The sequence below is a fragment of the Prochlorococcus sp. MIT 1304 genome (assembly GCF_047305015.1).
Lineage (GTDB): Bacteria > Cyanobacteriota > Cyanobacteriia > PCC-6307 > Cyanobiaceae > Prochlorococcus_A > Prochlorococcus_A marinus_E.
This window is the reverse complement of sequence record NZ_CP138974.1, coordinates 1,610,556-1,630,996: the sequence shown is the minus strand read 5'-3', so window position 1 is coordinate 1,630,996 and position 20,441 is coordinate 1,610,556. Positions and strand designations below refer to the sequence as shown.

The following is a 20,441-nucleotide window of genomic DNA, read 5'->3' as shown; positions in this document are numbered from 1 at the left end:
TAGTCAAAGAAGTATAAGATGTGATTTCACCCTTTCTGTTTTGATAACCATTTGTAATCTTCATCTTATATGAATAGAAAAGGTTTAAATTTTAAATCAGCAATTTTTAAAATATTTTACACATATTTAGGGGTTTATTTTCTTGCTCTGATATTCAAGTATAACTATGATCTTGAGTTACTATTTAATAATATTCAATACAAATATTTGATTGCTTTAAATATAGTTTTTATATTTTTAGGCATCCCATTATCAATTATTTTTGACTTTATATTATTAAAAGTTTTTGGGTTTATTTATATTTTATTATTTTCTCCTGCTTTAACGATTTTAAGTGTAATTCAAGTTCTTATTTTGAGGAAAATTAAATTTAAATTTTCTAGAAATATATTATTTTTAAAAAGACCAGAAAAGAATAATCTTTATAAATTTTTTGACAATATTACTTTTAGATCTTTTTATATTTTAATCATTAGATCTTTCCCCATCCTACCTCATGTTTTGGGGAGCTATATTATTGCCTCGTCAAAAATCAAAAATAAGGTTATTCTAATAAACACATTTTTTGGATCATTTTTTTACTATGTTTTCCTTTATCTAATAATAGGTAATGTTTAGTGAAATTTATTTTTCCCAAAAGGGGTCTGTAGTTAAAGAAACCCGTAACGTACATTTTTTATTATTTTTAATTTCACTTATACAAGCCCTTACTGTTACACCGTTTACATCAATTTCACAGGCTCCACAACTCCCTGTGAGGCAGCCAGAAGGGATTTCTAAACCTGCTTTTTTAGCAGAAGAAAACCAGTTATCACCATCTGAAACAAAGGTTTCTTTATTGTTTGGCCATATTACTTTTGTATTTTTTGTTTCTTTCAACTTAAAAATGATTTGAGATTTAAATGTTTGTGGAATTCATTCGCAAGATTATCAATAATGAATTGTCTCTTCTCTTTATAAGATATTGATTTTTTGTTTAATGTTGGTAGATTTTTACTCTTCCTTATTAAATTAATATAATGCTCTCTCCAACTGTCATTTTCAAAGATTCCATGAATATATGTTCCTGCAATAGTTCCTCCTTTATTATTTTCTTTATACCAACCAAGATCTGAATCTTCAAAAATTGGATTAATCTTTAATGAACTTTGGATTTCATCTAATACAGTTTGACCATTATGAATTTCAAATCCATTAATTTCTGATTGGCACGGCCATATAGATTTAGATTTAATTTGACGTGTTAATTTTTTTTTAAAGAAAGTCGTTTTTAAGGGTAGTAATCCAATACCTTTAATTTTTTGTTCAGAATAATTTTTGGAACCCTCTTTAAAATATGGATCTTCAAGTGTAGTCCCTAACATTTGTAAGCCTCCACATATTCCAACAATATTTCCTTTGTTTTTTGAATAGTCCCTTATATCCTTAGATAAACCAGAATTTTCAAGAAATATTTGATCTTTAATCGTTTGTTTACTTCCCGGCAGAATGATGAAGTCATACTTACTTAGATTTTGTGATTTTCTAATCCATTCAATAAATATCGTTTCTTCATTTTCTAGTGGATCAAAATCCGAGAAGTTACTAATAGATGGTAATTTTATAATTCCAACTTTGATTTCAGGATTTTTAGAAAGTGATTTTTTTTCTATTAAATCTAAAGAGTCCTCTGGGGGAAATGAATCATTTAACCATGGAATAATTCCAACAACAGGGATTTGAGTCTTATTCTCTATCCATTTCTTCCCATCTTCAAATAATGAAAGGTCTCCTCTGAATCTATTTATAATAATTCCCTTAATAAGCTTCTTTTCTTCAGGCTTCATTAATTCAAGAGTACCAATTATTTGTGCAAATACGCCTCCCCTTTCAATATCAGTAACCAAAATGCAATTTGCATTTAAATATTTAGCAACTCTTAAATTAGTCAGATCTCTATGAATTAAATTCATCTCTACCGGACTTCCAGCCCCTTCGATAATTAAACGGCAATTCGGATTTCCTTCGTAAATAGACTTTAAACTTTTTTTAATTACTTCCCAACCTGGAGTAAACCAATCCTTATAGTAATTTTTTGCAGTGGTGGTCCCTATGCTTTTGCCAAGGTGAATCACCTCGCTTATTGAGTTTCCTTGTGGTTTTAATAAAATGGGATTCATCTCTGCAGCGGGATTAATACCACAAGCAAAAGCCTGAAGTGCTTGTGAATATGCCATTTCTCCACCTTCCCAATCAACCCAAGCGTTGTTGCTCATATTTTGTCCTTTAAAAGGGATTGGTTCTTCGCCTAAGTTTTTAAGAATCCTACAAATAGCAGTAACTGTTAATGATTTTCCTGCTCCACTGGAAGTACCTAGGACCATTATTGGTTTCTTTATTTCATGTAATTTTGCCTCTAATTCCATTAGTAATTTATATTAATTTTAAAATTTATTAATTATTAAATTGAATTATAATTTGGTAAAAAATTTGTGTTAATTCTAGCCTCTGCTTCTCAATCTAGAAAGAAATTACTAGAAAATTGTCAAATCGAATTTTTCCAAATATCAAGTGACTTTGACGAAACTACTATCCAAGAAAAGAATATATTTAATTTAGCTTTGGAATTATCTTTTCAAAAGGCTAATAGTTTATCTGAAAATATTCAGAACTTATCATTGCCCGAAGAATTGAATCATGGTCCTTTGGAAATACTTGGGTGCGATTCAATTTTTGAATTTAAAGGTGAAGCTTATGGGAAACCATCTAATAAAGAGGAAGCATTTATTAGATGGAAAAAAATGTCTGGAGAATTTGGATTTTTACATACTGGTCATACTCTAATAATTGGGAATTTTGATTCAACTTCCAAAATTTTTAAAATCACTGAAATAATAAAAAAAACAGTAAGTTCAAGAGTTTATTTTTCTAATTTGGAAGATTGGGAAATCAAGAGTTATGTAGATACAAATGAACCTTTATATTGTGCAGGAGGATTTGCCTTGGAAGGTATAGGAGGTAAATATATAGAAAAAATAGAGGGTTGTTTCAGTAATGTAATGGGTTTAAGTTTGCCATGGCTCAGAAAAAACTTATATAGATAATAAAATTGAGCAAAAAAAAACCCTATCTAAAGATAGGGCTTTTTTAGTTGAGATAGAAATTAATCTAAATCAGGCATTTCTAGAGCCGGTTCACTCTTTCTGTCGATTCCTTTTTCGAAACCAGCAGCGGCTGCTCTAGCACGTCCAGCATGCCAAAGGTGACCAATGAATGTAAACCATCCTAGGAAGAATTGAGCTGCAGCTAACCACTGTCTAAGGTTAACGAAGTTAACAGCATTTGGCTCTGTAATAATTCCACCAACAGAGTTGATAGAAGCGTTAGGAGCATGAGTCATATATTCAGCGGCTCTTCTTACCTGCCAAGGCTGAATATCATTTTGGATTTTCTCAAGGCTCAATCCGTTAGGACCTCTTAAAGGCTCTAACCATGGACCTCTGAAATCCCAAAATCTCATTGTTTCACCACCAAATATAATTTCACCAGTAGGAGATCTCATGAGATACTTACCTAGACCTGTTGGTCCCATTGTTGAACCTACATTAGCTCCAATTCTTTGATCTCTCACAAGGAAAGTAAAACTTTGAGCCTGTGATGCTTCAGCATTAGTTGGACCGTAGAATTCTGAAGGGTAAGCAGTGTTGTTAAACCAGATGAATGTTGAAGCAATAAAACTTGCTACACAAATTCCACCAAGTGCATAACTTAATAAGCCTTCACCATTCCAGATAAATGCTCTTCTTGCCCATCCAAAAGGTTTGGTAAAGATATGGAATATTCCACCGATAATTGCAGTAATTCCAACATAAACGTGACCACCAACAATATCTTCTATGGAGTTAACGCCGATTATTGATCCAGCTCCTCCCCATGGAGATCTGAATAAATAACCAAGAATAACTCTTGGATCTAAAGTTGGGTTAACAAGTCTGACTTCACCACCGCCTGGTGCCCATGTATCATATGCACCGCCAATAAAACACCAGTTAACTGACCATGCTAACGCACCTACACCTAAAACAATCAAATGATATCCAAGGATATTTGTCATTTGGTTTTTGTCTCTCCAGTCGGTGGAGAAAAATGGAAAATCTTCTTCGAGTTTTTCTGGACCTGCTAATGAGTGATAAATACCACCAAAACCAAGAACAGCAGAAGCTATTAAGTGAACCACGCCTGCCTGGAAGAAAGGCATGATATCAGTAACTTCACCACCAGGGCCTATTCCATAGCCAAACATCGCGACGTGTGGCATACAGATTAAACCTTGCTCCCACATTGGTTTATCAAAAGTAAAGTGATTAACCTCAAAGAGCATCATTGCTCCCGCCCAAAAGACTATTAGTCCAGAGTGAGCAATGTGAGCTCCTAATAAACGTCCAGATAAATTGATTAATCTAGCGTTGCCTACATACCAGGCATAACCAGTTTCCTCAATACTTTGGTTTGGAGCTCTTAATAAATTATTAAAGGGCGTTTCCACGTGGAAGAACCTCCTCAGGGAATACAAAGTTTTCGTGTGGTTGATCCACAGAAGACATCCATGCTCGCATACCTTCGTTCAAAAGTATATTTTTTGTATAGAAAGTTTCAAATTCTGGATCTTCTGCTGCACGAATTTCTTGGCTTACGAAGTCATAAGCTCTCAAGTTTAGTGCTAAGCCGACAATACCAATAGAAGATGTCCACATACCCATAACAGGTACAAATAGCATCAAGAAATGTAAGAAACGCTTGTTTGAGAAAGCAATACCGAAGATTTGACTCCAAAATCTATTCGCTGTAATCATTGAATAGGTTTCTTCTTCTTGAGTTGGATCAAAAGCTCTAAATGTTGAACTTTGAACCTTACCATCTGTGTAAATACTTGTATCTTCATACAAAGTATTTTGAACTGTAGCTCCATGAATAGCGCAAAGTAGAGCACCACCAAGAATTCCAGCAACTCCCATCATATGGAATGGGTTTAAAGTGATATTGTGAAAACCTTGAATGAATAGGATGTAACGGAAGATTGCTGCAACACCGAATGAAGGTGCGAAGAACCAACTATGCTGTCCTAAAGGATAAATAAGGAAAATACTTGTGAATACTGCAATTACTGCTGAGAAAGCTAGTGCGTTGTATGGTCTAATTCCAACAAGGCCAGCAATTTCAAACTGACGAAGCATAAAACCAATTAGGCCAAATACTCCATGTAATGCAACGAAGTTCCAAAGACCACCAAGTTGTAGCCATCTTACGAAACTACCTTGGGCTTCAGGACCCCATAAAAATAGAAGACTGTGTCCCATGGCATCACCAGGGGTGCTTACAGCTGCTGTTAAGAAGTTACAACCTTCAAGGTATGAACTTGCAACTCCGTGTGTGTACCAAGAGGTAACAAATGTTGTTCCGACAAACCAACCACCTATAGCAAGGTATGCACAAGGAAGTAGAAGTAGTCCGGACCAACCAATAAATACAAAGCGGTCGCGCTTCAACCAATCATCGAGGACATCAAACCATCCTCTTTGTGGGGCGCTACCAACTGCGATCGTCATGAGAAATCGTTTTTAGCTTCGGGATACGCAGTGACTGTAACAAAGATTGAGAGTAATGTGGGGAAATATCTGTATATCTGAAATGCCTTGTAAAGCTTTCCTGACTTTTTTATTAAAAATTAGGTAAGAATACTCCCTTAATTTGTTAAATTATCTGAATTAGGCTCTAAAAAAGGGATAAAAATGAATTCAGACCTCAAGTCTTTCGATAAAATCGAACAAAAAATTGGTGGATCAAGAAAAATTTCAAATTACATTATTGGAGGAATGCTAACTATAGGAGGTATTGGTTTTCTTTTGGCCTCTATATCTAGCTACACAGGAAGGGATTTATTACCTCTAGGAAATCCTTCAACTTTATTGTTTATCCCTCAAGGAATAATAATGGGAGCATATGGAGTAATAGCCAACTTATTAAATTTTTACTTGTGGTATTTGGTTTACATAAACTTTGGTTCAGGAAGTAATTATTTTGATAAATCATCAAAATCTATAGAAATAAGAAGAAAAGGATTATTCAAAGATATTGAAGTTAAATTAAATTTTGATGAAATTAAATCGGTCAAGTTAGATATAAGTGAGGGATTTAATCCTAGAAGAAGAATTGCATTAGTATTAAAAGGAAGAAAAAAACCTCTCCCTTTAAGCGGAGCAGGTGAACTCAAACCACTTCTTCAAGTTGAAGAGGAGGGGGCTCGTCTGGCTAAATTTTTGGATGTTAATTTGGAGGGCTTAAAATAAAAAAAAAATATTTATTAAGAATATTATTTTTTATACAGGTTCTGTTTTTGTTTCAAGCTTGTAGTTATAAAAATAAGGTTGATTCAACTTATTATTGCCAAAAACTTAGATTTAGTTGTATTCAGAGTAATAAAGTAGTTAATTTTAAAACTACAAAAGGTGATTTTGAGGTTGAATTATTTGGTAAAGATAACCCAGTAACAGTGTCAAACTTTCTGGAAAACATAGACAATGATATTTACGTAAATCAAAAATTTTATAAAATAATAAATTTTACCCAAATAAGATTTGTACACGGCGGTGTTAATCCAAAAAATAAATTTTATTTTGAAGGAAATCAAAACCTGAAAAAGACAAGTCTATCAATACCTTTAGAAATAAAATTTAAAGAAGAAAGTAAACCAAGATATAACTATCAAATAAAAAATCCTAACGAAATTGAAAATTTAGTTAATACTTTTGAGAATGGTTCAATTGCTATGGTCAAGAGCTTTAACAATAAGTCTTCATCAACTGAATTTTTCTTTGTAACAACTAATATCCCAGAATTAGATGGAAGATATTCAATTTTTGGAAAAATTATAAAAGGATTAGATGTACTCAAAAAACTTAATAAAGAAGACTACATCAAGGCAGTCCAGATAATTAATTAAATTTCTAGTGAATATTTGTTTATTTTCAACATTTCTGTATTAACTCCTGAAGAGCGTTTAAGAGCAACCTTACCAGTCCTCGCTATTTCAAGGATGCCGTATGGCTCGAGTAATTTCTCTAGAGCAACTAACTTCCCAGGGTCTCCAACTACCTCAAGAGTTAGGGCCATATCTGATACATCAACAACTTTTGCACGGAAAATCTGAACTATATCAAGGATATTACTCCTAGTATCTTCTTTCGATGAAACTTTTAGTAACATCAATTCCCTCTCAACAGCTGCGAGATTAGTAAAATCTACAACTCCAAGAACATTAAATAACTTATTAAGTTGCTTAGTCATTTGTTGAAGAGTTTCATCATCACCCTCTACTACCATCGTTAACCTTGAAATCCCTTTGGATTCTGCAGGTCCTACTGCAAGGCTATCTATGTTGAATCCTCTTCTAGCAAAGAGGCCTGAGATTCTACTCAAGGCTCCAGATTCATCTTCTACAAGAACTGATAATGTATGTTTCATATTTTAAAAGGTTTTTAAATCTCTAATCCATTCATAAGAAATTCTATTGAATACTGAAGGGTCTTCATCATGGATACAATGCCCTGAATTGGATACTATTTTTAATTTTACCCATCTATGGAAATTTGCAATCTTTTTACCAACAAACAAAGGTATGAAATTATCTTTTTCTCCCCAAATCAATAAAAAAGGAACTTTTTTTGAGGCGCTCAGTTTTCTCAAAAGGTAAGAAGCTTGAAATTTTTCATCTCTTGAAGACATACCAATACACATAGCTCTTAATGATCTAGCTGAAGTTCTCCTTAAAACTGGTTTTGTTACCAAATCTATTAATTCCCGATCAATATTATCTTTTTTGAAATAGGCAGAATTTAGTCCCATTTTTATAACACCTAATTTGGTTATTAAAAATAAAATAATCTCCAAAGGAAAAAATATAAAAAATATTCTTATGAATTTATCTTGAAATTTCTTAAATGATGATTTTTTTGTTTTCGACGTTTTATTTTCTTGAATTTGATCTGGCAGCGGGGATGCAATAACTTTTGCAATCTGATCCTCTAATGTGACAGCACATGTTAAGGCAACAAGTGATCCAAGGGAATTGCCAATAAGAATTACTTTCCCAGAATTTTTTGGTCTTATCACTTGTGCAATAAAGTCTTTCACTTGATTAGACCAAATCTCATTATCTAGTTTCCCAATTTGTCTAATCCCAGGTTGATCTGAATCCCCAAATCCTATTAAATCTAAAGAGTATGCGGCGCAATTCCTTTCCGCAAAATATTCTAAATTATTTCTCCAATGTTTTCGACTAGCGCCAAATCCATGGAGAAAGATAATAGGAACTTTATTATCTTCGCCTGCAACACTCCAACAAATTTTAAAACCATTCCAAATCCAGTAATTAGTAAAGTTTATATTTTCTTTGAAATTATTATTCATTTATTCAAAAATTTTCAAGATATTTGCATTATCTACTTTTTTAACAAATAAATGTATATTGAATGTAAATTATAGTAATCTTTAAATTTTTACTATGGCTCAAGAAATTTTTAGTATTGCAGCAGTTTTTTGGATACTGATACCAATAGGATTGGTTGGTGGTGCTCTGTTGTTAAAGTTTCAGGGAGATTGATTCTCACGAATACATCACAATTTGAGTTATGGTCTACAGGTTAAGTAAATCTTAAATATGAAGATACTTTTAGTAGGAGCAACAGGTACACTTGGTAGACAAATAGCAAAGCAAGCTATAGAAGATGGACACGAAGTAAGATGCTTTGTCAGAAACCCAAGAAAAGCTTCCTTTCTTCAAGAGTGGGGATGTGAACTAACAAAAGGTAATTTATTAAATTCTTCTGATATAGAATATGCATTGCAAGATATTGAAGTTGTTATTGATGCAGCTACCAGTAAACCAGATGATCCTAAAAGTATTTATGAAACAGATTGGGATGGAAAACTTAATTTATTTAATGCTTGTGAATCTTTAAATGTAAAAAGAGTAATATTCCTTTCAATTCTTTTAACAGAAAAATTTAGAAATGTTCCATTAATGGACATTAAATATTGTACTGAAAAACTTCTTGAGAAATCTGATCTAGAATACACTATTTTCAAATGTGCAGCTTTTATGCAAGGAGTTATAGGTCAATTTGCTATTCCCATTTTAGATAGTCAAGCAGTATGGATGAGTGGAACTCCTACTAAAATTGCATACATGAATACTCAAGACATGGCAAAAGTTATTGTCGCAGCAGTTAATAATCCAAAAACTCATAGAACATCATTGCCATTGGTTGGTCCTAAAGCATGGGATTCAAACGAAGTCATATCCTTATGTGAAAAATTTAGCGAAAAGAAAGCTAAAATTTTTAGAGTTTCACCTTTTCTGATTAGTGTCACTCAGAAAGTAGTTTCCTTTTTCCAAGATTCTTTAAGTGTTGCTGAAAGATTGGCTTTTGCCGAAGTAACTAGTAGTGGTGAATCATTAGATGCTGACATGAGCAAAACTTACGAAATACTGGAACTTAAAAAAGAAGATATGACCTCACTAGAGAGTTATATAAAGGAGTACTATCAACAAATACTTAAAAGATTAAGGGAGATGGAGGCAGATCTAAATATAGAGGAAAAAAAGAGATTACCATTTTAATGTTGCAACTGTAGACTTATATAGTATATTTGTACTATATATATCTATTATTAATTATGTCTGTTTCTAAGTCTAAAAATCTTGAACGAAAACTAGATAATTTTGCAAAAGAAGCAAAAAATGAATTGAATAGTGTTTGCGGATCTTCATTATGGGAAAGCCTTGGGTTTGTTTTTTTTGATCAATTAGAAGATTCTGAAAAAATTGCTAAAGCAAATTTTTATTATGGTCAACTTCAAATAATTAATGAAATTAAATTTTCTATTTGAATTGAATTTCATATTTTTACGTATGTAATTTTTCTTAAATCGATTTTGGCCAATCTTTTTCTGATAATATGGACTTAGTAAAAGATTAATTAATGATTGAAACTTCAGGTGTAATAGAAAAAGAGCAGGGGAATGGATTTTATTTGGTTACATTAGAACAACCTGAAGGACATCAATGTTTATGTAGAGCTGCAGGAAAATTGACTAAATTTAGAATTAAATTATTAGCTGGAGATAAAGTGTTAGTTGAGATTAGTCCTTATGATCTCTCTAGAGGGAGGATAACTTATAGAGAAAGAAATGCAGGAAATGCTAAACCAACTACTAATAAAAATAACCCTAAGAGAAATAATAAATAAAAAGTTACTTTAGATAATATTTTTTATCGCTTCTTTAAACTCACTTCTTTGTTTAACACCTTGCCACTGTTTTTTTAATAATTTTTCTTTAAAAAGTTGAACTGTTGGTGTGCCGTTAATACCAGCTTGTTTTGCAATATCTTGATCTTTATCAATATCTATTTCAACGCCAAGAACTGCACCATCAAGTTCTTTAATTACCCTTTTTAACTGAGGTTTCAAAACATGACATGGGCCGCAACTTGGAGAACTAAAAATTACTAAGATAGGTTTTTTACTCTCGTGATAAAGTTTCCTTAATGCATAACTGCCTTTTTGCCATTCAGAATTTGAATCGAAAGTATCTTCATTAACTTCTTCTTCATTAAAATCTGATGAATTAAGTTTTTTTTCTGGTTCGGGTGTTTCTCTGACTATTGTTTTTGCTAAGTTTTTCTCGGCTAGCCACCTTTCGGTAGCTAATGCTGCCATGCACCCAGTTCCAGCAGCGGTAACTCCTTGTCTCCACTCAGAGTCGACAACGTCACCTGCTGCGAAGATGCCTTCAATAGATGTTTCTGGTCTTCCTGATTTGCAAGCAATATATCCTTTATTATCTAAGTCAATTTTGCTGCCTAAGAACTTAGTATTTGGTGTGTGCCCTATCGCGTAAAAAAGACCTTTTATATTGATTTCCCCTTTACCTTCTTGAGAGTGAATAGTTTCTATTTTCTCAAGCCATTCAGAGCCATCCGCTTTTTCAACTTTTGTGTTCCAATGAATTGCTATCTTTGGATTAGCTTTTACTCTATCTACCATTGCCGCGCTAGCCCTTAATTTTTCTGATCTAACAATCAAATGCACTTTGCTTCCATACTTTGTGAGATATGCTGCTTCTTCACATGCAGAGTCGCCCCCTCCAATAACAGCTAATTCTTCACCTCTAAATTGTGGGGTCGCTCCATCACATATTGCACAAGCACTTATTCCTTTACTCCAGAATTTATCTTCATTTATCACGCCTAATCTATTTGCACTTGCTCCAGTTGCAATAATAATTGAGTTAGATTTTATAGTTCCTTCTAAAGTTTTTAATTCAAAGGGATGTGAATCAGTATTTATTGAGACAACATCACTTTCATATAAATTAGTGCCCCATCTTTCGGCTTGAGCTTTCATTAGATCCATTAATTCAGGACCAAGTACACCATCTGGGAAACCTGGATAATTTTCAACAAATGTTGTAGTCATCAATTGGCCACCAGGAATTCCACCAGAATTAAATCCTGTAACGAGCAATGGTTGAAGATTTGCTCTTGCAGCATAAATTGCAGCTGTGTATCCTGCGGGACCTGAACCAATAATTACAACATTTTCTACGTTTGGAATCTTCTCTTTATTTTCCATTTATTTGCTAATTTCACTCTAATAATAATAAACAAACCCAAATAATGTAGGGCGGTTTCCACTCGATCGATTTGATATTTAATCGTTGATTTTTGGGTCTAATAATTTTTTTAATTCATTTGGGAAGTTTAAAACAGAATCTTTTAAATTTTCGTTCTTTTCTCCAATATGAAGTATCCACTCTCTAAATTCTTCTGCTATTGCGTAACTATCTTCATATCTTTCTAGAGTATCCATTGCAGAAATTCTGTTGGTTGCCCAACAGGTTGCAATATCGATCCTTTTTCTAATGAAATTTTCCATTGAAACCCAAAAGTTTTATATAGATAAACACATCAAACAGCTTATGTATTGTCTAATAAGCTACAACTTCGTACTTCCAAACAATAATTTAATCTTTAATTTATATTTGAGCGGGTTTTTGCGCTAATTATAAAGAAAATATAAAAAAATAGAATTAAACAGCCTCGCTATGATTTGCAAGAAGCCTTTCGACTTCCTCGAAACCCTCTTTGGCTGAATTTATTGCAAGTTCCTCGCTAACTTTTTCCTCTGAAACTAATTTTGAAGATATTTTCTTCAAAAGAGTTTCTTTTTTTTCTCTTAATGAACTTACAATTTCTTCTTCAATTATAGATTTTATAGCTTTAGAAATTATTTTTTTGTCATTTGCTTCCTCAAATGTGCCCTGAACTAATTCCTGAATAAATAATCGATGAACCTCACTACTCCTTAAAAAGCTTTCTGTTGCATTAATAATTCCTTCAACAAGAGCTTCATCCGGTTCAGAATCATTTTCTGCCAGCTTAAATTCCCAATCTAGATGCCTTCTTTGCCAGCCTGCTGAGTGGAGACTGGGCATGACTGTCTGTGAATAAGTATCAACTGACATTTCATAAATTCTCTCTGCTAATTTCTCGCACCAGTCTTTACCATGTTTTTCTAAGTTTTTCTGCATAGCTTGCCTTGGAACAGCATGTCCACCATGATGACTGTGACATACTCCATCAGGACATTCGATTGCTTTTATACTCATTTGATTATTAAGTACCTTTATATTCTAGATAGCTATTTTTTATAGAAAAGAAAATATATTTTTAACAAAAATCCAAGACTTTTGACTTTCTTCAATTTATATTTAGTATGTTTAAAAAATAAATAAATTGACAAAGATACTTATTCCTTCCGAAACAAGCTCCGGTGAAAGGAGAGTTTCAGCTACGCCAGAAGCGGTAAAGAAATTAAAAAGCCTTGGATGTGATGTTTATATTGAAAGTTCAGCAGGAAAATTATCAGGATTTAGTGACTTATCATATGAAGAATCGGGCGGAATAATAATAAACAACTTTAATCAAAAAATTTGGAGTGAAGCTGACTTAATATTTTGTGTTCAAACTCCATCAAATGATAATTTAACTAAGTTAAAGAAAGGCGCTGTTCTTCTTGGTCTTCTTAACCCATATGGTAATAAGGAGCTTCTTAGGATAATTAATAGTAATAAGATTTCAGCTTTATCACTAGAGTTGCTTCCTAGGATTAGTAGAGCACAATCTTCTGATGTTCTTTCTTCACAGGCAAATATTGCTGGATATAAAGCAGTTCTTTTGGCTGCAAGTGAGTTAGATAGATATTTCCCAATGCTTATGACTGCAGCAGGGACAGTCCAACCTGCAAAAGTAGTGGTTCTTGGTGGTGGCGTTGCAGGATTACAGGCAGTTGCGACGGCGAAAAGACTTGGAGCAATAGTATTTGTATCTGATATTAGACCGGCTGTTAAAGAACAAGTAGAGTCCCTCGGAGCAAGATTTATAGAACTTCCTGAAGTTGAGGAAAAGCCAGGAGAGGCGGGAGGTTATGCAAAAGCTGTAACACCCGAATTCCTCACAAAACAGAAGGCAACTTTAACTAAATATTTATCTGAAGCTGATGTTGCTATATGTACTGCGCAAGTTCTTGGTAAAAAAGCCCCTGTTTTAATAGACTTACCCATGATTGAAAAAATGAGGCCTGGAGCAGTAGTTATTGATTTAGCAGTTTCTCAGGGAGGGAATTGCGAAGGAACAAAATCAAATGAAACTATTATGAAAGATGGGGTAAAACTTATAGGAGCGGGCGAGTTACCCTCTTCAGTTCCTTATGACGCAAGTTCACTTTATGCTAAGAACTTAACATCTTTGATTACACCATTTATAAAAGATGGTGTAATTAAATTAGATAAAGAGGATGAACTCATTTCTGGATGTTTATTAAGCGATGAAGGAGTTGTTCTTCAAAATAAAGTTTTTGAAAATTGAGGTTTTAAAATTATGTCTTTTATAAGTCTTCTTTGGGTTCTTTTACTAGGTAGTTTATTAGGTCTTGAGTTAATTGGAAAAGTTCCTCCTACTCTTCACACACCTCTAATGAGTGGAGCAAATGCAATTTCAGGAATAACAATGCTTGCAGCCTTGACTTTAATTGTAAAAGCAGAAGGTAACGTACCACTTTTAATCATTGGTTCAGTTTCTCTTGGATTTGCTCTTTTCAACGTTGTAGGTGGTTTCTTTGTAACTGATCGAATGCTCGCGATGTTTAGTCGTAAACCATCAAATAAGAAGTAATTTTTAACATGAATCTACCTGTAATCATTAAATTCGTTATTGACCTTCTAGCAGTACTTTTACTGGCTTTGGGAATAAAAGGATTGTCAAAAGTAAAATCAGCAAGGGATGCCAATAGATTAGCTGCATTTGCAATGTCGCTATCAGTAGTAGGATTACTTTCTTATTATTTAGGCACTTCTGGAATTGCTATTCAGTCTTGGATTTGGATAATAATTGGATCAATCTTAGGTAGTTTATTCGGAGCAATTCTTGCAAAAAAAGTACCTATGACCTCCATGCCTGAAACAGTGGCATTGTTCAATGGTTGTGGAGGAATGTCATCACTTTTAGTGGCCTTGGGAGTAGCTATTTTTCCTATATCTGGTGGCCAAGAAGATTTTGATTTTTTTAAGTCACTGATTAACGAAGTCTCAATATCTGTTTCTATATTTGTTGGGGCCATAACTTTCACAGGTTCAATTGTTGCGATGGCAAAGTTGCAGGGTTGGTTGTCAACTCCAGGATGGACTCAGAGCAAAGTTAGACATTTTGTAAATATTGTTTTTACAGTTGCTTCCTTGATAGCCTTTTTTGATTTGATAAATGGTAATACAAGTTCTATTTGGCTTTTAGTTATAGTTTCTTCTTTATTAGGTATTGGAGTTACTTTGCCAATTGGTGGAGCGGATATGCCAGTCGTTATATCTTTATTAAATAGCTATTCAGGGATTGCAGCAGCAGCAGCAGGTTTTGTTGTTGATAGTCAGCTTTTGATAGTAGCAGGCGCAATGGTTGGAGCGGCAGGTCTAATACTTACTCAAGTGATGTGTAAGGGTATGAATAGATCATTGGTCTCAGTTCTTTTTGGAGGATCTTTATCTGCACAAAGTACAGCCTCTTCTGGTTCAGGAGAATATACAAATATAACTTCTTGCAGTGTTGAAGAATGCGCATTGACTTTAGAGGCAGCCAACAAGGTAATTATTGTTCCTGGTTACGGTCTGGCAGTAGCTCAAGCTCAACATACTTTAAGGGAAGTGACAAAAAAACTAGAGCAAAATGGTATTGAAGTTGTTTACGCAATTCATCCTGTAGCAGGGCGGATGCCTGGACATATGAATGTACTTTTAGCAGAAGCAGATGTTCCTTACGAACAACTTAAAGAGATGGACGTTGTAAATCCTGATTTTCCAGCAACGGATGTTGTTTTAGTTTTAGGAGCAAATGATGTGGTTAACCCTCAAGCTAAAAATGATAGCTCTTCTCCCTTATATGGCATGCCAGTTCTTGATGTTCAAGAAGCAAGAACGGTATTTGTAATTAAACGTGGTATGAGTGCAGGTTACTCCGGAATAAAAAATGATTTATTTGATCTGCCAAATACCTCAATGGTCTTTGGTGATGCAAAAAAGGTACTGAATGATTTGATTGGAGAATTAAAGGATCTTGGAGTTGGGGACAAATAATAGTATATCTTTTAGTTTTTCAGATTACGAAAAAAATAAGCCATTTCGAGAAGTCTTGCCTTGGATAGGTGGCGACTTACAAACTTTGAGAGATACTTTTGTTATTGATTTTGGTAAATCAATAAAAAATAAAAAAATATTCTTTCCGATTAATAAAATTCTTTCTAAAAAATTTGAATCTGATTATCTTTTAGGTTTTTTAGAATTACCTGAAAACTTAAACTCACTTAAGGGTTTTGTAATCGTTACACATGGTTTAGGAGGCTCAACTAAACGGTTTGGTTTAAGAAGAATATCTAGGAAATTAGCAAATAATGGTTTTGGAGTTCTTAAATTAAATCTAAGAGGATCTGGATCAGCAAGATATTTAGCTAAAGGAAATTATTGTGCTAGATGCTCCAGTGATGTTATTTCAGCAATTAATTATTTTAAAAAATTGATTAATTTAGAGTTCAAAGATCTTATGAAAAGGAATAATAATCTTCCAATTTACGGAGTTGGATTATCTTTAGGCGGAACAATTCTTTTAAATGCCTGCCTAGATGACAATGAAAACAAAGGAGAAAAACTTTTAGATGGCCTTGCCTGCGTGAGTACTCCTTTAGATTTATCTTCATGCAGTCTCTGTATTGAAAAACCTAGAAATTCTATCTACCAAAAATGGTTACTTCATCGCTTAAAAAATCAGTTATGGGAGGGATTTAATGATGAAGGCAAACTTCTTGATAACGAGAAATTAAGAATAAAAATTAGAAATTTAAAAAGTATAAGAGAATTTGATCAGAAATTTACAGCTCCTAGTTGGGGATTTAATTCTTTAGAGGATTATTATATTAAAGCTTCTCCAATATTTAGAATCCGAAACTCAATAAAAAAATTACCTCTAATGCTTTTTATCCATGCCAAGGATGATCCCTGGGTTCCATATAAGGATACTTTGAATTTAAGAAAAGAATCTATTGATAAATTCACTATTTTTATAACTGAAAAAGGAGGTCATAATGGTTTTCATTCGATTAATGGCTGCTGGTCAGACGAAGTCGTAAAGAACTGGTTTATGAGTATCTAGGACTATTTAAAAATGGTGTTTTTTTGAAAATCCATTTTTCTATTGGCTTACCATTAATAATATGTGAGGTAAAAATTTCAGAAATTTTTTCTGGAGAGATTTTCTCATACCAAATGCCATCAGGCCAAATAAGAAGAATTGGGCCGTTCTTACATACCCTTAAACAGTCAGCTTTTGATCTTAATATATGAACGTTTTTTGTAGAGGGATCATTCTCAAATTTTTTTAAAGTCTTTTTCATACATTCCCATGCTTTTTGACCTTCATTGCCTTTAAAGCATTTCTGTTTTGTGGGCGTTGCGCATAGTAGAAGGTGTTTATGAACCCCTTTTGTCATTTTTAAAAAACCTTCCCTTAATGCTTTTTGAATGATTCTAGGCAATGTTATGAGCTACTGCAAAAAACTTCTTCACTAAAAGGTGAAGAAACTACAATGTATATTCATTATTGACAGTCGATCTAAAATTGGGAAGATAAAACCCTATTTTTATTTATGTTGAGAAAAAAAGAAAAACAAACTTTAACGAGACTCTTTCTTTTAGGTGTTGGTGCACCAATTGGGCTTGATCGCTTCTATGAAGGAGACGTAACAGGGGGATTCTTAGCTATTTTGGGTTTTCTTATCGCCTTGATAACAGTCTTCGGGTTGTTGGTATGGATCTTTCCTTTTATTTCCAAAACTTTTCGTTTGCTAAGAGAATTTGAAGATGCAGAAGATTAAATTAAATATTTACTACTCATACTCATAGCAGCTTTTGCTTTACGCAAATACTAAAAACTAATTGCAATAAAGGGGTTATTAGGAATTATTTAGAAGGGATAAAATGGGTTTAATTATTTAGATGTTTTTTTATATTGACTTTTATCTAATACTTACGTATTTTTTCCCTTTTTTAATTTCTTGCTCAATAAAAAGTCTGGCCCAATTGTCTACTTCAAGAATATCCTCCAATTCGGGACTCAAATTCAAATTCTCCATATGTGATTCACACGCTTTACTTATAAATGTTGGAATTTGTTGAAAAGAAATTTTTTCTTTGAGGAATTGTTCAACAGCCATTTCATTAGCAGCATTTAAGACTGCAGGCATAGTCCCAGAGGATTTTCCTGCAGCATATGCAAGTCCCATGCATGGATATTTAAACTCGTCTGGCTCTTTAAAAGTTAATTTTCCAATTTCACTTAGGTTTAATCTTTTCCAATTTGTTTTAAATCTTTCAGGCCAACTCATCGCATATAAAATGGGTAGTTTCATATCTGGCCAACCTAATTGAGCTAATACAGAAGAATCTTCCATCTCAATCATTGAATGAATAATACTTTGAGGGTGGATAACTATTTCGATATCTTCATAAGAGGTCCCAAATAAATAATGAGCTTCAATAACTTCTAATCCTTTATTCATAAGAGTTGCAGAATCTACAGTTATTTTTTTTCCCATATCCCAATTAGGATGTGAAGTCGCATCTTCCACTGTGACATGCTTTAAATCCTCAACGGCCCAATCTCTGAAAGCACCACCAGAAGCTGTTAAATGTATAGCTTTTAAACCCTTAGGAATATCTCCTGTTGAAAAATCTGCATTTTCATAATTTGGTAATCCTTGTAAACATTGAAAGATAGCAGAGTGTTCTGAATCAGCAGGTAAAAGCCTACTATTATTTTTCTTTAATGCAGGAATAACAATTGGTCCTGCAGCAATTAAAGTTTCTTTGTTAGCAAGTGCAATATTTTTCCCCGCATTAATTGCTGACATTGTTGGAATTAAGCCTGCACAGCCTACTATCCCTGTTACCACAGTATCTGCCTTATCCCATGCTGCAACTGCGTTAATCCCCTGCTTTCCACCTAACACCAGGGGAACATCATCCAAATCTAAGTTATTAATATTATCTTTTAAATCTTCTATAAGACTTTCATCCTCAATTGCAACTACCTCTGGTTTATGAGTTTTAACTTGTTCAGTTAATAAATTAATATTTCTTCCTGCAGAAAGAGCTACGGCTTTAAATTTATCAGGCTGCTCACTAGCTATCTCGAGAGTTTGAGTCCCTATTGAACCAGTAGAACCGAGCACAGTAATGTATTTCAATTTTCTCTCATATTTCTAATATCTTCCCATTTAAAGGTGTATTTAAAAAACAAAAATTTCAAATTGGTTTTTTTCTTAAAATTTAGACCCTTATCCATGTTGTTATTTCCTTTGATTGATCAATAAGTTCAATACCTTTTTCTTTTAACAAACTTCTTATTTCATCGGCCTTCGCATAATTCTTTTCCTTTTTTGCTTTCAATCTTTCATTAATAAGCGTTGATATTTCTTCTTCTGTTATTTTACTTTCTTTTACTAAAACCTCTTTTTTAAGACCAAGTACCTCAGTCAACTTTTCAAGAGTTTTAAAATTCTCAAGTAGAAAGAATTTTTCATTTTGGTCTATTTTAAAACCTTCGACTCTTTGAAATTGGTTTAAAAAGTTTTTTAATGGTTTTGCTAAATCGTAAATAATTGCAATAGCACTTGCTGTATTAAGGTCATTTCCCAGTGCCTCAGAAAATTTAAGCTTTTTTTGAGATAATTCAAAGCTTATTTTCTCTTTATATTCTTCTTCGATAGGTTCATTTTTATCAATAGAGTTTAAAGACCCTTTTGTAAGGTCCATAAAAGAAAGGGCTACATTAATGTTTTTCCAAGCTTCTGAAGCACTCCTTAAAGCTTCTTCAGTAAAATCAAGTGGTTTTCTATAATTCACAGTCATAACAAAATATCGCAAAGTCATAGGGCTTATACCTGAATTAATTAGCTCTCTGATAGTTTTAAAATTTTTAAGGGATTTACTCATCTTTTGTCCATTTACATTGACCATCCCATTGTGTAACCAATAGTTCGCTAGCTTTTTGCCATTGGCGGCTTCTGATTGGGCGATTTCATTCTCATGATGTGGAAAAATCAAATCAGAACCTCCTAAATGGATATCAATAGTATCTCCTAATTCATCTTTAACCATTGCCGAACATTCAATATGCCACCCTGGCCTACCTTTACCCCATGGCGAATCAAAAAATGGTTCATCATCTTTGGCTTTTTTCCATAGTGCAAAATCTTGCGGATTTAGTTTTTTACTATTTTCCTCATTAGCCATTCTTCCTTGCTGATTGATGTTTTGTTCTTCTATATTTTGATTACTTAGCTTTCCATAATTTTGATTTTTAAAAACAGAATAATAAACATCTCCATCCCTAGAATATGCATAACCTTTGTCCTCGAGGATTGTTATTAAGTCGCAGATATTGCATATATGATTCGTTGCTCTTGGCATACTATCCGGACGCATTATCCCTAAAGAATCCATATCTTTATGAAATTCAATAATATTCTTTTCAGATACTTCCTTCATTGAAATACTTTCTTCTTTCGCTCTTTTTAAGATCTTGTCATCAATATCTGTGAAATTTTGAACATACTTCACTTTGAAATCACTGTAAATTAAAAATCTTCTCAATACATCCCAAGCTATGTAACTTCTGGCATGGCCAAGATGACATAAATCATAAACAGTTACTCCACAACAATAAATTTTTACTACATCATCAATAGGCTTAAAAACCTCAATTCTTTTGCTTAAAGTATTAAAAAGTTTGATCATCTTAAACT

General features: G+C 33.2%; 24 protein-coding genes. 12 read left to right on the top strand and 12 right to left on the bottom strand.

The genetic code is table 11. From position 1 onward, the window contains the following. Nucleotides 1-624 precede the first annotated feature (624 nt). The gene (locus tag SIB45_RS09380) at nt 625-879 is read right to left on the bottom strand and encodes a 2Fe-2S iron-sulfur cluster-binding protein (RefSeq protein WP_011863287.1); all 255 of its coding nucleotides are present in this window, start codon (nt 877-879) and stop codon (nt 625-627) included. Continuing rightward, nucleotides 876-2,405, bottom strand: a complete 1,530-nt coding sequence (locus SIB45_RS09375; RefSeq protein WP_011863286.1) for a cobyric acid synthase — start codon at nt 2,403-2,405, stop codon at nt 876-878. Before SIB45_RS09375 ends, SIB45_RS09380 begins: the two co-directional genes overlap by 4 nt. 66 nt (nt 2,406-2,471) lie before the next feature. Between SIB45_RS09375 and SIB45_RS09370 the strand changes: the two genes are divergently transcribed. Then, complete coding sequence (locus SIB45_RS09370) at nt 2,472-3,083, top strand: nucleoside triphosphate pyrophosphatase (protein ID WP_011863285.1); 612 nt, start codon at nt 2,472-2,474, stop codon at nt 3,081-3,083. A 59-nt stretch (nt 3,084-3,142) separates the two neighbouring features. Here the strand turns inward: SIB45_RS09370 and psbC are convergent, their stop codons facing one another. Beyond that, a complete protein-coding gene (gene psbC / locus SIB45_RS09365) occupies nt 3,143-4,525 on the bottom strand; it encodes a photosystem II reaction center protein CP43 (protein ID WP_011818757.1) in 1,383 nt (460 codons plus the stop codon). Continuing rightward, nucleotides 4,509-5,585, bottom strand: coding sequence for a photosystem II D2 protein (photosystem q(a) protein) (gene psbD, locus SIB45_RS09360; RefSeq protein ID WP_002807316.1), 1,077 nt, complete (start codon nt 5,583-5,585; stop codon nt 4,509-4,511). Before psbD ends, psbC begins: the two co-directional genes overlap by 17 nt. A 183-nt stretch (nt 5,586-5,768) precedes the next feature. Here psbD and SIB45_RS09355 point away from each other — a divergent pair, with 183 nt between their 5' ends. Further along, complete coding sequence (locus SIB45_RS09355; RefSeq protein ID WP_011863284.1) at nt 5,769-6,326, top strand: photosystem I assembly protein Ycf4; 558 nt, start codon at nt 5,769-5,771, stop codon at nt 6,324-6,326. A 47-nt stretch (nt 6,327-6,373) separates the two neighbouring features. Next, the gene (locus tag SIB45_RS09350) at nt 6,374-6,979 is read left to right on the top strand and encodes a peptidylprolyl isomerase (protein ID WP_011863283.1); all 606 of its coding nucleotides are present in this window, start codon (nt 6,374-6,376) and stop codon (nt 6,977-6,979) included. Here SIB45_RS09350 and ilvN read toward each other — a convergent pair. Continuing rightward, nucleotides 6,976-7,500 (bottom strand): acetolactate synthase small subunit, encoded by a 525-nt coding sequence (gene ilvN, locus SIB45_RS09345; protein WP_011818754.1) that lies wholly within the window; start codon nt 7,498-7,500, stop codon nt 6,976-6,978. The genes SIB45_RS09350 and ilvN overlap by 4 nt on opposite strands. A gap of 3 nt (nt 7,501-7,503) precedes the next feature. Next, on the bottom strand, nt 7,504-8,445 hold the full coding sequence (locus tag SIB45_RS09340; RefSeq protein WP_011863282.1) for an alpha/beta fold hydrolase: 942 nt from the start codon (nt 8,443-8,445) through the stop codon (nt 7,504-7,506). Between the two features lie 94 nt (nt 8,446-8,539). Here SIB45_RS09340 and petM point away from each other — a divergent pair, with 94 nt between their 5' ends. From petM to infA, 4 genes are all read left to right on the top strand, one after another. After that, nucleotides 8,540-8,638 (top strand): cytochrome b6-f complex subunit PetM, encoded by a 99-nt coding sequence (gene petM / locus SIB45_RS09335; protein ID WP_011863281.1) that lies wholly within the window; start codon nt 8,540-8,542, stop codon nt 8,636-8,638. A gap of 57 nt (nt 8,639-8,695) precedes the next feature. Further along, nucleotides 8,696-9,658, top strand: coding sequence for an NAD(P)H-binding protein (locus SIB45_RS09330; protein ID WP_011863280.1), 963 nt, complete (start codon nt 8,696-8,698; stop codon nt 9,656-9,658). A gap of 56 nt (nt 9,659-9,714) precedes the next feature. After that, on the top strand, nt 9,715-9,927 hold the full coding sequence (locus SIB45_RS09325; protein ID WP_041484709.1) for a hypothetical protein: 213 nt from the start codon (nt 9,715-9,717) through the stop codon (nt 9,925-9,927). A 92-nt stretch (nt 9,928-10,019) separates the two neighbouring features. Next, complete coding sequence (infA, locus tag SIB45_RS09320; protein ID WP_011863278.1) at nt 10,020-10,286, top strand: translation initiation factor IF-1; 267 nt, start codon at nt 10,020-10,022, stop codon at nt 10,284-10,286. A 9-nt stretch (nt 10,287-10,295) separates the two neighbouring features. On the opposite strand, the gene trxB is transcribed toward infA, so the two are convergent. The 3 genes from trxB to SIB45_RS09305 all read right to left on the bottom strand — a co-directional run bounded on the left by trxB (nt 10,296) and on the right by SIB45_RS09305 (nt 12,708). Continuing rightward, a complete protein-coding gene (gene trxB, locus SIB45_RS09315; RefSeq protein WP_011863277.1) occupies nt 10,296-11,672 on the bottom strand; it encodes a thioredoxin-disulfide reductase in 1,377 nt (458 codons plus the stop codon). 78 nt (nt 11,673-11,750) lie between these two features. Continuing rightward, entirely contained in the window at nt 11,751-11,975 is a 225-nt protein-coding gene (locus tag SIB45_RS09310; protein ID WP_011863276.1) for a hypothetical protein, read from the bottom strand. Nucleotides 11,976-12,129: 154 nt separating this feature from the next. Then, entirely contained in the window at nt 12,130-12,708 is a 579-nt protein-coding gene (locus SIB45_RS09305) for a hypothetical protein (protein WP_011863275.1), read from the bottom strand. A 127-nt stretch (nt 12,709-12,835) separates the two neighbouring features. Here SIB45_RS09305 and SIB45_RS09300 point away from each other — a divergent pair, with 127 nt between their 5' ends. Genes SIB45_RS09300 through SIB45_RS09285 form a run of 4 tightly spaced genes read left to right on the top strand, consistent with a single transcriptional unit; the run spans nt 12,836 to nt 16,789 of the window. Beyond that, nucleotides 12,836-13,966 carry a Re/Si-specific NAD(P)(+) transhydrogenase subunit alpha gene (locus SIB45_RS09300; RefSeq protein WP_011863274.1) on the top strand — a complete coding sequence of 377 codons (1,131 nt, stop codon included), beginning with the start codon at nt 12,836-12,838 and terminating at the stop codon, nt 13,964-13,966. A 12-nt stretch (nt 13,967-13,978) separates the two neighbouring features. Continuing rightward, complete coding sequence (locus SIB45_RS09295; RefSeq protein ID WP_011863273.1) at nt 13,979-14,272, top strand: NAD(P) transhydrogenase subunit alpha; 294 nt, start codon at nt 13,979-13,981, stop codon at nt 14,270-14,272. 8 nt (nt 14,273-14,280) lie between these two features. After that, nucleotides 14,281-15,720, top strand: coding sequence for an NAD(P)(+) transhydrogenase (Re/Si-specific) subunit beta (locus tag SIB45_RS09290; protein WP_011863272.1), 1,440 nt, complete (start codon nt 14,281-14,283; stop codon nt 15,718-15,720). Next, nucleotides 15,701-16,789 (top strand): YheT family hydrolase, encoded by a 1,089-nt coding sequence (locus SIB45_RS09285; protein WP_011863271.1) that lies wholly within the window; start codon nt 15,701-15,703, stop codon nt 16,787-16,789. Before SIB45_RS09290 ends, SIB45_RS09285 begins: the two co-directional genes overlap by 20 nt. Here SIB45_RS09285 and SIB45_RS09280 read toward each other — a convergent pair. Further along, entirely contained in the window at nt 16,776-17,126 is a 351-nt protein-coding gene (locus SIB45_RS09280) for a (2Fe-2S) ferredoxin domain-containing protein (RefSeq protein ID WP_011863270.1), read from the bottom strand. The genes SIB45_RS09285 and SIB45_RS09280 overlap by 14 nt on opposite strands. 156 nt (nt 17,127-17,282) lie before the next feature. On the opposite strand from SIB45_RS09280, the gene SIB45_RS09275 reads away from it, so the two are divergent. Then, nucleotides 17,283-17,510 carry a hypothetical protein gene (locus SIB45_RS09275; protein WP_011863269.1) on the top strand — a complete coding sequence of 76 codons (228 nt, stop codon included), beginning with the start codon at nt 17,283-17,285 and terminating at the stop codon, nt 17,508-17,510. A gap of 141 nt (nt 17,511-17,651) precedes the next feature. On the opposite strand, the gene SIB45_RS09270 is transcribed toward SIB45_RS09275, so the two are convergent. Then, nucleotides 17,652-18,881: a 1-deoxy-D-xylulose-5-phosphate reductoisomerase gene (locus SIB45_RS09270; protein WP_041484708.1), complete on the bottom strand. Its 1,230-nt coding sequence runs from the start codon at nt 18,879-18,881 to the stop codon at nt 17,652-17,654. An 82-nt stretch (nt 18,882-18,963) separates the two neighbouring features. Then, nucleotides 18,964-20,433 carry a cysteine--tRNA ligase gene (gene cysS / locus SIB45_RS09265; protein ID WP_011863267.1) on the bottom strand — a complete coding sequence of 490 codons (1,470 nt, stop codon included), beginning with the start codon at nt 20,431-20,433 and terminating at the stop codon, nt 18,964-18,966. Nucleotides 20,434-20,441 lie beyond the last annotated feature (8 nt).

Coding starts and splice junctions, on each gene's coding strand:
- SIB45_RS09375 (WP_011863286.1), bottom strand. CDS start 2,405: ATGGAATTAGAGGCAAAATTACATGAAATAAAGAAACCAATAATGGTC.
- psbD (WP_002807316.1), bottom strand. CDS start 5,585: ATGACGATCGCAGTTGGTAGCGCCCCACAAAGAGGATGGTTTGATGTC.
- SIB45_RS09355 (WP_011863284.1), top strand. CDS start 5,769: ATGAATTCAGACCTCAAGTCTTTCGATAAAATCGAACAAAAAATTGGT.
- ilvN (WP_011818754.1), bottom strand. CDS start 7,500: ATGAAACATACATTATCAGTTCTTGTAGAAGATGAATCTGGAGCCTTG.
- SIB45_RS09340 (WP_011863282.1), bottom strand. CDS start 8,445: ATGAATAATAATTTCAAAGAAAATATAAACTTTACTAATTACTGGATT.
- petM (WP_011863281.1), top strand. CDS start 8,540: ATGGCTCAAGAAATTTTTAGTATTGCAGCAGTTTTTTGGATACTGATA.
- SIB45_RS09330 (WP_011863280.1), top strand. CDS start 8,696: ATGAAGATACTTTTAGTAGGAGCAACAGGTACACTTGGTAGACAAATA.
- SIB45_RS09325 (WP_041484709.1), top strand. CDS start 9,715: ATGTCTGTTTCTAAGTCTAAAAATCTTGAACGAAAACTAGATAATTTT.
- infA (WP_011863278.1), top strand. CDS start 10,020: ATGATTGAAACTTCAGGTGTAATAGAAAAAGAGCAGGGGAATGGATTT.
- trxB (WP_011863277.1), bottom strand. CDS start 11,672: ATGGAAAATAAAGAGAAGATTCCAAACGTAGAAAATGTTGTAATTATT.
- SIB45_RS09310 (WP_011863276.1), bottom strand. CDS start 11,975: ATGGAAAATTTCATTAGAAAAAGGATCGATATTGCAACCTGTTGGGCA.
- SIB45_RS09305 (WP_011863275.1), bottom strand. CDS start 12,708: ATGAGTATAAAAGCAATCGAATGTCCTGATGGAGTATGTCACAGTCAT.
- SIB45_RS09295 (WP_011863273.1), top strand. CDS start 13,979: ATGTCTTTTATAAGTCTTCTTTGGGTTCTTTTACTAGGTAGTTTATTA.
- SIB45_RS09290 (WP_011863272.1), top strand. CDS start 14,281: ATGAATCTACCTGTAATCATTAAATTCGTTATTGACCTTCTAGCAGTA.
- SIB45_RS09280 (WP_011863270.1), bottom strand. CDS start 17,126: ATGACAAAAGGGGTTCATAAACACCTTCTACTATGCGCAACGCCCACA.
- SIB45_RS09275 (WP_011863269.1), top strand. CDS start 17,283: ATGTTGAGAAAAAAAGAAAAACAAACTTTAACGAGACTCTTTCTTTTA.
- cysS (WP_011863267.1), bottom strand. CDS start 20,433: ATGATCAAACTTTTTAATACTTTAAGCAAAAGAATTGAGGTTTTTAAG.